Source organism: Longimicrobium sp. (assembly GCF_035474595.1).
Taxonomy (GTDB): Bacteria; Gemmatimonadota; Gemmatimonadetes; order Longimicrobiales; family Longimicrobiaceae; genus Longimicrobium.
On record NZ_DATIND010000026.1, the window covers coordinates 70,854 to 81,276 of the forward strand.

Annotated in this window: 9 protein-coding genes; 7 read left to right on the forward strand and 2 right to left on the reverse strand. The window is 68.0% G+C overall.

Translation table 11 applies throughout. From position 1 onward, the window contains the following. The first annotated feature begins 61 nt into the window (after positions 1–61). From VLK66_RS04690 to VLK66_RS04715, 6 genes are all read left to right on the forward strand, one after another. Positions 62–2,935: an FAD-binding and (Fe-S)-binding domain-containing protein gene (locus tag VLK66_RS04690; protein WP_325308217.1), complete on the forward strand. Its 2,874-nt coding sequence runs from the start codon at positions 62–64 to the stop codon at positions 2,933–2,935. 65 nt (positions 2,936–3,000) lie between these two features. Continuing rightward, a complete protein-coding gene (locus tag VLK66_RS04695) occupies positions 3,001–3,459 on the forward strand; it encodes a hypothetical protein (protein WP_325308218.1) in 459 nt (152 codons plus the stop codon). A 7-nt stretch (positions 3,460–3,466) separates the two neighbouring features. Continuing rightward, positions 3,467–4,507, forward strand: coding sequence for a serine/threonine-protein kinase (locus VLK66_RS04700; protein WP_325308219.1), 1,041 nt, complete (start codon positions 3,467–3,469; stop codon positions 4,505–4,507). 351 nt (positions 4,508–4,858) lie between these two features. After that, the gene (locus VLK66_RS04705) at positions 4,859–5,314 is read left to right on the forward strand and encodes a DoxX family protein (RefSeq protein WP_325308220.1); all 456 of its coding nucleotides are present in this window, start codon (positions 4,859–4,861) and stop codon (positions 5,312–5,314) included. Further along, the gene (locus VLK66_RS04710) at positions 5,307–5,951 is read left to right on the forward strand and encodes a hypothetical protein (RefSeq protein ID WP_325308221.1); all 645 of its coding nucleotides are present in this window, start codon (positions 5,307–5,309) and stop codon (positions 5,949–5,951) included. Before VLK66_RS04705 ends, VLK66_RS04710 begins: the two co-directional genes overlap by 8 nt. Before the next feature lie 219 nt (positions 5,952–6,170). Further along, entirely contained in the window at positions 6,171–6,545 is a 375-nt protein-coding gene (locus tag VLK66_RS04715; protein ID WP_325308222.1) for a hypothetical protein, read from the forward strand. Between the two features lie 437 nt (positions 6,546–6,982). Here VLK66_RS04715 and VLK66_RS04720 read toward each other — a convergent pair whose 3' ends face one another. Together VLK66_RS04720 and VLK66_RS04725 are read right to left on the reverse strand one after the other, a co-directional pair. Continuing rightward, positions 6,983–7,174 (reverse strand): hypothetical protein, encoded by a 192-nt coding sequence (locus VLK66_RS04720; protein ID WP_325308223.1) that lies wholly within the window; start codon positions 7,172–7,174, stop codon positions 6,983–6,985. 145 nt (positions 7,175–7,319) lie between these two features. Then, the gene (locus VLK66_RS04725) at positions 7,320–8,903 is read right to left on the reverse strand and encodes a peptide MFS transporter (RefSeq protein WP_325308224.1); all 1,584 of its coding nucleotides are present in this window, start codon (positions 8,901–8,903) and stop codon (positions 7,320–7,322) included. Positions 8,904–9,206: 303 nt separating this feature from the next. Between VLK66_RS04725 and VLK66_RS04730 the strand changes: the two genes are divergently transcribed. Further along, positions 9,207–10,007 carry an inositol monophosphatase family protein gene (locus tag VLK66_RS04730; RefSeq protein WP_325308225.1) on the forward strand — a complete coding sequence of 267 codons (801 nt, stop codon included), beginning with the start codon at positions 9,207–9,209 and terminating at the stop codon, positions 10,005–10,007. The last annotated feature ends 416 nt before the right edge of the window (positions 10,008–10,423 follow it).

The window sequence follows — 10,423 nt, forward strand, 5'->3', positions numbered from 1 at the left end:
CCGCGCGCGCGGAACGCACGAACTTTCGCGCGCCGCCGCGCCGTACCCGCACCCCGCGCCCATGCTCCCCGTCGTCCAGCCGGATCCCCGCGCCGCGCGCCTGGAGCGCGCGCTGCGCGAGCGCGTGAAGGGCGAGGTGCGCTTCGACGCGCATTCCCGCCTGCTCTACAGCACCGACGCCTCGCTCTACCAGTTCCTCCCCGTGGGCGTGGTGGTCCCCAAAGACGCGGGCGACGTGGAGGCGGCGGTGCGGCTCGCGGCCGAGCACGCCGTCCCCGTCCTTCCCCGCGGCGGGGGGACGGCGCTGGCCGGACAGACGGTGGGCGCCGCGCTGGTGCTGGACTTCACCAAGTACATGAACCGGGTCCTTGCTATTGACCCGGACGCCCGCCGCGCGAAGGTGCAGCCGGGGCTGCGGCTGGACCGCTTCAACCGCGCGCTGGCGCCTTACGGACTGCACTTCGGCCCCGACCCGGCCACGATCCGCCAGTGCGCGCTGGGCGGGATGATCGGCAACAACTCGTGCGGCGCCCGCTCGCTCGTCTACGGGAAGACGGGCGACCACGTCCATTCGCTGGACTGCGTGCTGGCCGACGCCCGCTGCGCGCACTTCAGCGGGATGCGGCGCGACGCCCTGGCGGGCGCTCCCGGCGCGGAGGGGCAGCTGGCGCGCGCGGTGATGGCGCTGCTGGAGCCGCACCGCGCGGAGATCGAGCGGCGCTTCCCGAAGATCCCCCGCCGCGTTTCGGGCTACAACTTCGACGCGATGCTGGAGGACGAGGAGTTGAACCTCGCGCGGCTCATCGTGGGCTCGGAAGGGACGCTGGCGACGGTGGTGGAGGCGGAGCTGGGGCTGGTCCCCATCCCCCCCGCCCGCGGGCTGGTGCTCCTTTCCTTCCGCGAGCGCTTCACCTCGTTCGACGCCGTTCCCGGCATCCTTCCCGAGCGCGGGCTGTCGGCGCTGGAGATCGTGGACAGCCGCGTGCTGCAGGGCGCGCGCGAGATCTTCGAGTTCCGCCCCACCGCGGCGATGGCGTCGCCGGACGCGCTGGGCGTGCTGTTCTGCGAGTTCAGCGGCGAATCGGCGGACGAGGTGCGGGGGATGGCCGAGGACTTCGCCGCGCGGGCGCCGCGGCTCCCCGGCAATCCCGCGGCGGGCGTCTACCTCAGCGAGCGCGAGCAGAACGCGGCGTGGGCGCTGCGGCAGGCGGCCACGGGGCTCCTCTATCTGACCACTCCGTCCAAGGACATCAAGCCGCAGGAGTTCGTGGAGGACACCGGCTGCCCGCCGGAGAAGCTGGGCGCGTACATGCGCCGCTTCGAGGAGATCGTGCAGCGGAACGGGACCACGACGGGCTTCTTCGGCCACGCCGGGCAGGGGTGCCTGCACGTGCGGGTGGACCTGAACGTGAAGCGCGGCGAGGACCGCGAGCGGATGCAGCGAATCGCCCACGAGATCGCCGAGCTGGTGGTGGACTTCGGCGGCTCGCTGAGCGGCGAGCACGGCGACGGGCTTTCGCGCAGCGAGTTCCTGCCGATGATGTTCGGACCGGAGATCATCGAGCTGCACCGGCAGGTGAAGGCCGTGTTCGACCCCGAGGGGCGGATGAACCCCGGCGGGAAGATCGCCCCGCCCTACCAGCGGATGAGCGACAACCTGCGCTTCGGGCCGGACTACTCCGTCACCCCGCCCGAGACCTTCTTCCGCTACGCCGAGGGCGGCTGGGACGTGGCGGTGGAGAAGTGCAACGGGATGGCCGTCTGCCGCAAGCTGGACGCGGGGACGATGTGCCCGTCGTACATGGTGACGCAGGAGGAGATGCACAGCACCCGCGGCCGCGCCAACTCGCTGCGCGAGGCCATGCGCGGCTCGCTGCCGGGAATGCGGAGCCACGAGGTGCTGGAGGCGCTGGACCTCTGTCTCGCGTGCAAGGCGTGCAAGACGGAGTGCCCCGTGGGCGTGGACATGGCGCGCTACAAGGCCGAGTTCCTGGCCCAGCACCACCGCGAGCACGGCACGGGCCGCGAGGCGCTCTTCTTCGGCCGCGTGCACGACTTCGCGCGGCTGGGGGGGAAGATGCCGGGGATCGCGAACCTGGGGCAGCGCGTGATGTCGGGCGTCATCAAGCGCGCGGCGGGGATGGACCCGCGGCGGGAGATGCCCGCGCTGGCGAGGAAGCCGTTCCGCGCGGAGTTCTCGCGCCGCCCGCGCTCGGCCATCGGCGGCCGGGCGACGGTGATCCTGTTCGACGACACCTTCCACAACTTCTTCCAGCCCGGCCCGCTGCACGCCGCGGCCCAGGTGATCGAGCGCGCGGGCTACGAGGTGCGCCTGCCGAAGACGCAGGTGTGCTGCGGCCGCGCGGCGGTGTCGAAAGGGCTGCTGGAGCACGCGCGCGAGCGGCAGACGGAGCTGCTGGAGACGCTGATGCCCGAGGTGGAGCGCGGCGCGTGGATCGTGGGCGTGGAGCCCAGCTGCATCCTCACCCTGCGCGACGAGCTGCCGGACCTGGTGCGCGACGACCGCGCGCTGAAGCTGGCCGCCGCGGCGGTGACCTTCGAGGAGTTCCTGGCCTCGCTCGCCGACTGGCGCCCCGGCCGGCTGGAGCGCCGCGCCATCGTCCACGGCCACTGCCACCAGAAGGCGCTGGTGGGGATGGGGCCCACGACGGAGGTCCTGTCGCGGGTCGAGGGGCTGGAGTTCAAGGTGCTGGATTCGGGGTGCTGCGGGATGGCCGGCTCGTTCGGCTACGAGAAGGGGCACTACGACGTGTCGAAGGCATGCGGCGAGCGCGTCCTCTTCCCCGCCGTGCGCGATGCCGCGGCGGACGACCTGGTCGTTGCCCCCGGCTTCAGCTGCCGCCACCAGATCGCCGACTTCTGCGGCGGCCGCAAGTCGCTCCACACCGCCGAGCTGCTGGCGATGGCGGAGTGAAGCCAGCCATAACCTCGACACCCGAAGAAAAACCGCTTATCATCCTTCCCCACGGAGGCGTGAGAATGTCGAACCATAAGCTCGGCTTGGTCGTCACAGGCGAAAATGTCGTCGGAGTGGTGCTGGACTTTGATATTACTCCCCCCGCGGTGCAGGGACAGTTTACATGGTCGTTGCAGGCAGGCGACCGCGTTGACGCTCTTGCGGTGATGTATGACCGCGTTGTGAATTTTGTACGTGAAGAGCACATTGCGGAGGTTGTACTTAAGGCGAGCGCGGCAGGAAGAACCGTTACTGTCAAACACCTCGGTTCAGCGGAACTCCGAGGTGTAGTAGCTGTCGCAAGCAAGACGGGTGGCGCGACTGTTCAGCTGATTCAAAAGGCTGTTGTTAGTAGAACATTTGGCGAGCGAAATGCGGACGAGTACGTAGGGGATAACTCCTTCTGGGACACCGCTGTTTCCGGAGACGTCTTGAAGACGCGCCGGGAAGCCGCATTTTTGCTTTTGGCCGCGAAAGGTTAGGACGAGAATGCCGACGGTTACAGTCTCTTCCCTTCACCTCGAGCACCAACTTGGTAAGGGATTTTTCGGTGCGGTATTTCGCGCACAGCATCCGCTTCACGGTACCGTCGCGGTCAAGGTGATGTCACGGGCTCCAACTGAGGATGACACGCAGTGGGCGGCACGTCGGGACGGTCTACTTGCTGAAGGACAGCACCTGAAGTCGGCTGAAGATAACCGCGTTGTACGCGTGTTAGACGTCGTTCACGACGCGTTAGCTGATCGTGTTTACCTGATTCTCGAACTATGCCCTGGCGGGTCCCTTCAGAGCCTGTATGAAGTTGGACCTCAACCGTTAGGAGTGGTGCGTGACCTTATAACTGACGCTGCTTTAGGGCTGCAATGTATTCACGCCCGAGACATGCTGCATCGGGATATTAAGCCCGCAAATATCCTCATCGGTCCCGACGGCCGTGGTAAACTCGGAGACTTCGGGTTGGTTACGGACGAACTCGTTCTCGGCTACGCATCGGCTGCGGGTTACAATGATCATCTGGCATATGAGGTGTGGCACACCGGCCTCACTAGTGTGCGCAGCGACATTTGGGCTTTGGGAATGACAGCCTTCCGGATGCTCCACGGAGAACTGTTCTATCTGTCGAAGGTTGAGCCTCCTCGGTATGACATCGCGAAAGGACGGTTTGCCGCGTCGCTCGCATGGCTGGAACACATCCCGGCAGAGTGGCAGCGGTTCATCCGAAAGTGTTTGCACGATAATGAAGAATCACGCTACCAAAGTGCACATCAGGTTCTACAGGCATTAGCCGCCCTACCGGTTGAGCCGAGTTGGACATGCATGTACACACCTGGTACGACGACATGGATTCGCGAGAAGAACTCTCGCAGGATTGAAGTTGTCCGATCGGTATTGTCAAACCGGCAGCACCAATGGACGGCGACAAGTTACCCACTAGGGGGCAGTGGACGGGCGCGTACTCTCGATAGCTCAGCCGGTGCTGTTGCCGCAAAGGAGGCGTCTTCCGGTTTGCGGAAATTCCTTACCTCATAGTGAAGGAGTGCGCCATGCGAGTACAGCGTCCTAAATGCCGAAACTGTGGGCGGAAGTGGTTCCCTGAGGATGATGTGCTTGCCTCACGTGGATATTGTCGCGTGTGTAGGGCTGAAAGAAAAAGCACCGCAGCCCGTTTTGTCGGGAGCGATATGTCACAGGCTGACAAAGCGAAGGAATATACATACAATTTGCCGCGGATACATCAGCGCAAGTGGATGTAAGCGCGATATTTATTGGAAGCGCCTGAATGTGCGGGAGCCCTTGTGGCGGCCCGGCGCCGGGCCCGTACCACTGCATGCCATGCGGCGCGGCGGACGGCGGGCACGACCACACCTGAGCCTATCCCCGATGACTCCCACCGCGCCGACGACGCAGCATCCGAGTCGCATCGCGGCGAGGGCGGCATCGCCCGCGTCCCGCATCGTCCTCGCGGCGCTGTTCGCGTTCGCGGGGACGATGCACTTCGTCATCCCCGATTCCTACGTGCGGATCATGCCGGCGTGGCTGCCGTGGCACCGCGGGCTCGTCTTCGTCAGCGGCGCGTGCGAGATCGCAGGCGGGCTCGGCCTCCTCGTCCCGCAGGTGCGGAGATGGGCGGGGATTGGACTCGTCCTCCTGCTCCTCGCGGTGTGGCCGGCGAACGCGCAGATGTGGATGAACGCGCGGGCGGCGCATCAATCGGGGTGGGCGCAGGCGCTGTTGCTGCTGCGCCTGCCGATGCAGATTGTGCTGATGATGTGGGTCTGGCGCGCGTCGCACCCGCGCGCGCTGCACGTGGACACGAGAAATTCTGTCGATGCCTGAGATCGGCGCAGCTCTGATCAACCCCGACGCGGGGAGCCACCCGGTGACCACCGACCCGCGCGAGGTGGCGGCTTCGGTGGCGGCGGGCGACCGCTCGTGGCGCGAGTTCCCGTACTACCAGGCGCGCTTCGGCGACCGCGGGCGGCGCTTCGGGCACAGCGACAGCGCGTGGCTGTCGCTGATCGCGCTGAAGGAGCAGCCGCAGGTGAACGCCGAGGTGCGCTGGCTGGGCGAGCTGCTGGCGTCGCGCGGGATGCCGCAGTGGCTGCTGGAGCGCCACCTGGAGTTCCTGCACGAGGAGCTGGCCGCTGCCGTCCCCGAGAACCGCGAGCAGTACGGGCGCCTGCTGAACGCCGCCGGGATGCTCCGCAACCAGCGCCGCGCGCAGATCCGCGAGCAGGACTTCCTGGCGCTGGCGGCGGACTTCCGCGCGCGCGCCGGAGCCGAGTGGACCGCGCGCCTCCCCAACATGGGCCCCCTCCTCGTCTCCGCCGTGGCCGACGAGGCCGCGGGGATCTCGCAGGCGGTGCCGCAGCTCGAGTCGTGGGCCACGGACCCGTCGCGCTTCCCCGCGGAATGGATCGCCGCCGTACACGACACGATTCAGGCGGCCCGCGCGCGGGTGTCGGCCGTGTAGCCTGCTGTTCGCATCCCCTCCATCTATCCCAATCTCCACCTCCTCGCGCCGCCATAAACGGCCTGCGTCCGGGCAGAAGCGCCCAACGTGGCCGTATGTGGACGTTCCTGTGAGGAGGGTGATGCGCGAAGGCGCATGACGTGCTATCGTGGGCGCCTACTCCGTCTATCTAGCCCACCGGCAGCACATCGGGCGAACCCTTCATCGCGGGGGATGCACATGGAACGCAGCCGCTTCATCGAGCACGGGGGCAAGCGCATCCTGGTGCTGGACTACACCGGGCTGGGAAAGGACATGGACCAGCTCCGGGGCGAGATCGAGAAGAGCAAGGCCCGCATCTCGGCCGAGCAGCCCGGCACGGTGCTGACCATGACGGACGTGCGCGGGGCGCACATCACGCCCGGCGGGGTGAAGGCCATGCAGGAGCTGGTGAAGCACAACGCGCCGTTCGTGAAGTGGAGCGCGATCGTGGTGGGGCTTACGGGCGTGTACCTGACCGCCTTCCGCGCCACCCAGGCCCTCTCGCGCCGCAAGAACATGAAGGCGTTCACCAGCCACGCGGAGGCGCAGGAGTGGCTGGTTTCGCAGCCGTGACAGAGGGTGCGAAAGTGCGAGAGTGCGAAAGTGCGAGAGTGCGAGAGTGCGACCACGAGCCGTGGAGGGCTCGGCATACGATGAGTATCGCGGATTTTTTCCAGAGACACACATCGTCGGGGCGCGCCGGTGGATGCTCATCTCCATCTCTGATCGATCGGTTGAGAACGGTGGGGACCGCGCGGCTGCTGCGGATCTGCGCGGATGGCTGGACGCGGTGCCTGCGATAGGATCGAGAGTGCGAAAGTGAGATGACATGCCGACCGGCAGCTCGATCGCCAGCGTCGTCGTCCTCCTCGCCTGCAAGCTCCTCGCGATGGGCTGAATCCCGTACAAAATCACACAGAGACACAGAGGACCGGAGACACGGCGAGGGCTGGCGCGAATGCCCTCCGTATCTTCGGTCCTCTATGTCTCTTTGTGAGATTCTTTTGCGATCAGCTGCCCAAGCGGAGCGTGCGGATGGCGGCCCTGCGGCGCTGGTCCATGCTGGCGGTGTCGAGGGCGTGCACGGCGGCCTCGGTCAGCCCGTCGGAGGGGTCGTACCCCAGGCTGGCCAGCAGCTCGCGCACGTATTCCTCCTCGAGCGCGCGGCCCTTCAGCTGCTCGGCGATCTCGTCGTCGGTCATGTGACCCTCGGCTGGGTCGTGGGTCCCGGGCATGTCGTCGTTTTCACGCATATCCATCTGCGGTATGCGGGTTGTGTGCCGTGAACGCAGCAGGGGCGCGCCACCGTGGCGCGCCCCCGCAGTACCCCTCGGCGCGGCGAAAAGGTCAGTGCGCCGCGCGCTCCCCGGTGTGCGGCACGTCGGCCATCATCCGCCGGATCGGCACGATCAGCAGCGCCAGGATCACCGCGGCGCCGAACAGCCCGGCGGTGGTCCCGGTGAAGAGCCCCGGCATGGCCTCGAGCTTCTCGGGGTCCACGTTCCCGCCCACCAGCCCGCCGATCAGGTTGCCCACCGCGCTGGCCAGGAACCAGATCCCCATCATCTGCCCCGCGTACTTGCGCGGCGCCAGCTTGGTCATCGACGACAGGCCCACCGGGCTCAGGCAGAGCTCGCCCACCGTCTGGAAGAAGTAGCTCCCCACCAGCCACATGGCCGAAACCTTCAGCGACCCGTTGCTCGACACCACGGCCTTCGCCGCGGGGATCATCAGCGCGAAGCCCAGCCCCGCGAAGAACAGCCCCAGCGCGAACTTGGCGGGGCTGGACAGGTCGGCGCCGCGGCGCCCCATGCTCACCCACAGCCACGCGAACACCGGCGCCAGCAGGATGATGAACAGCGAGTTGATGGACTGGAACCAGGTGGCGGGCACCTCGAACGAGCCCAGCTGGCGCTGCGTGAAGTCCTTGGCGAACAGGTTCAGCGAGGTGGGCGCCTGCTCGAACGCGCTCCAGAAGATGGCGGCGAAGAGGAAGAGCACCACGATCACCCCCACGCGCCGCTTCTCCGCGCCGTCCAGCCCGCCCATGGCGAACACGTAGGCGAAGAACGCCAGCGCCAGCCCCACCAGCACGTACGCCATGTACTTGCCGATCGTCTGCGGGTCGGGGATGAACACGCCGGTGATCCCCAGCGCGAACACCAGCGCGATCAGCCCCACGCCCACGCCCACCACCAGCTTCACCGTGTTCTCCTGCCGCGCCTGCACCGCGGGGTCGGGGTGCCGCGAGGGCGCCGTGCCGATGTCGCCGAGGGTGGCGCGCTGCCGCAGCGCGAACCACATCAGCCCGAAGAACATCCCCACGCCCGCCGCCCCGAAGCCCAGGTGCCACCCCACCTGCTCGCCCAGGAAGCCGGTGATGAGCTGCCCGAAGAAGGCGCCGGCGTTGATCCCCATGTAGAAGATGGAGAAGCCCGCGTCGCGCCGGGCGCCGCCCTCGGGGTACAGGTCGCCCACGATGGCCGAGATGTTGGGCTTCAGCAGGCCGGTGCCGAACACGATCAGGATCAGCCCCAGGAAGAAGAACGCCTTCCCCGCCTTGCCCTGCCCCGCGAAGCCGGAAAGCCCGATGGACAGGTGCCCCGAGGTGATGAGCACCGCGCCGGTGAAGATGGCGCGCCGGAGGCCCAGCAGCCGGTCGGCGATCCACCCGCCGGGGAGCGACGCCAGGTACACGCAGGCGCCGTAGATGCCCACGATGGCCGACGCCTGCCCGCGGTCGAACCCGAAGCCGCCCTCGGCCAGCGCGGCGGCCATGAACAGCACCAGCAGCGGGCGCAGCCCGTAGTACGAGAAGCGCTCCCACATCTCCGTGAAGAAGAGCGTGGAGAGGCCGCGCGGGTGGCCGAAGAACGAGCGGTCTTCCGAAGGCGGCGCGGGAACTCGCGGGCGTTGCAGGGTGGCGGACATGGGCGCTCGGGGCTAGTGGGGTGTGGGCCGGTGCCGAACGGCGTCCTGGCCGGGTGAAAGCGTGTGGCGCGTTCCCGGCCGGAAGGCGGGAAGCGCGCGGAGCGAGCGGGGTGCCGACGCGGAAAGCGTGGAATCTAGGGATGCTCCCGGATTCCCGCCATATTGCGCCGCCCGCCGCGGGGGCGCATCGTCAGCGCCCATCGCAGGCGCGGCCACGCGGGCGCGCGCCGCCGGACCGGCCACGGCGTACCGCGAATGCCGCATCAAAGTTCCTCTCCCACAGCAAGTTCCGTGACCGGCGCCGTGCCGTTCGCCGCTGAGCTCGCCCTCGCGCAAGGCGCCGCCGCCGCGGCCGGCGCGCTCATCTCGGCGCGCACCGGAGCGGACCACGTTCGCGAGAAGGGGCGCGCCGATCTGGTCACCGAGGTGGACGAAGCGGCCGAGCGCCTGATCGTGCAGCACATCCGCGCCCGCTTCCCCGGCGACGCGGTGGTGGGCGAGGAAACCGCCTCCGCGGCCGTCACCCAGGGGAGACGGTGGATCGTCGATCCGGTGGACGGCACCACCAACTTCGTGCACGGGCACCCCTTCGTGGCCGTCAGCATCGCGCTGGTGGACGACGAGGGCCCCGCCGTGGGCGTGGTCGCCGCGCCGCTGCTGGGCGAGACCTTCCACGCCGTCCGCGGCGGCGGCGCGTTCGTGAACGGCGAGCGGATGACGGTGAGCGAGGTCGGCGAGTTCGGCCGCTCGCTGCTGGCGACGGGCTTTCCCTTCAAGCAGGGGAAGGGGGATCTGGATGCCTACATGCTCCTGGTCGCCGACGCGGTGCGGAGCACGCACGACGTCCGGCGCGCAGGGAGCGCGGCGCTCGATCTCGCGTTCACGGCGGCGGGGAGAGTCGACGGCTTCTTCGAGGTCGGCCTGGCGCCGTGGGACGTGGCCGCGGGGATCCTGCTGGTCACCGAAGCCGGCGGCCGCATCACCGGCTGGCCGGGCGATGCCGAGCCGCCTCTCGCCACCGGCCGCATCCTCGCCAGCAACGGCCGCATCCACCCAGACCTGGAGGCGCTGGCGGCGCGGTGGGTGGAGCGGATCGCGGAGTGATGGTTCGCAGTGCGGAAATGCGGGATGCGGGACGGGCGACGATGCGCGCCCGACGCGCCGCGCCCTCTCCGGCCGGCCGAGGCCGTCCACCTCTCCCGTACCGGGAGAGGTAGCTTGACGGGATCTGCGCTGAAAGGCTGCATCTTGCCCGCCTGGCTAGAGTTCGTGAGGTCCGGCACCCGTCACATCGAACCATTCGCGTGCACCGAGTTCCGCAGGCCGCGCCGATGCTTGGGACGCCCCCTCGCCCGGAACGGGAGAGGGCGAGCGCTCTAACAGGCTGCTAAAAATCGCAATGTACACTTTCGGTCGAAGCGGCACGGCTGTAAATTGCCGTAACCTTCGGCCGGGAGCATGGATGCGCGGACGCGAACCAGAGCAGCGGGTGATGTTCAGCTACGTGAACATCGAGACGC

What these genes read in the sequence shown, in the direction of transcription:
- VLK66_RS04710 (WP_325308221.1), top strand. Translation starts at nt 5,307, where the DNA reads ATGCCTGAGATCGGCGCAGCTCTGATCAACCCCGACGCGGGGAGCCAC.
- VLK66_RS04715 (WP_325308222.1), top strand. Translation starts at nt 6,171, where the DNA reads ATGGAACGCAGCCGCTTCATCGAGCACGGGGGCAAGCGCATCCTGGTG.
- VLK66_RS04700 (WP_325308219.1), top strand. Translation starts at nt 3,467, where the DNA reads ATGCCGACGGTTACAGTCTCTTCCCTTCACCTCGAGCACCAACTTGGT.
- VLK66_RS04695 (WP_325308218.1), top strand. Translation starts at nt 3,001, where the DNA reads ATGTCGAACCATAAGCTCGGCTTGGTCGTCACAGGCGAAAATGTCGTC.
- VLK66_RS04720 (WP_325308223.1), bottom strand. Translation starts at nt 7,174, where the DNA reads ATGACCGACGACGAGATCGCCGAGCAGCTGAAGGGCCGCGCGCTCGAG.
- VLK66_RS04725 (WP_325308224.1), bottom strand. Translation starts at nt 8,903, where the DNA reads ATGTCCGCCACCCTGCAACGCCCGCGAGTTCCCGCGCCGCCTTCGGAA.
- VLK66_RS04705 (WP_325308220.1), top strand. Translation starts at nt 4,859, where the DNA reads ATGACTCCCACCGCGCCGACGACGCAGCATCCGAGTCGCATCGCGGCG.
- VLK66_RS04690 (WP_325308217.1), top strand. Translation starts at nt 62, where the DNA reads ATGCTCCCCGTCGTCCAGCCGGATCCCCGCGCCGCGCGCCTGGAGCGC.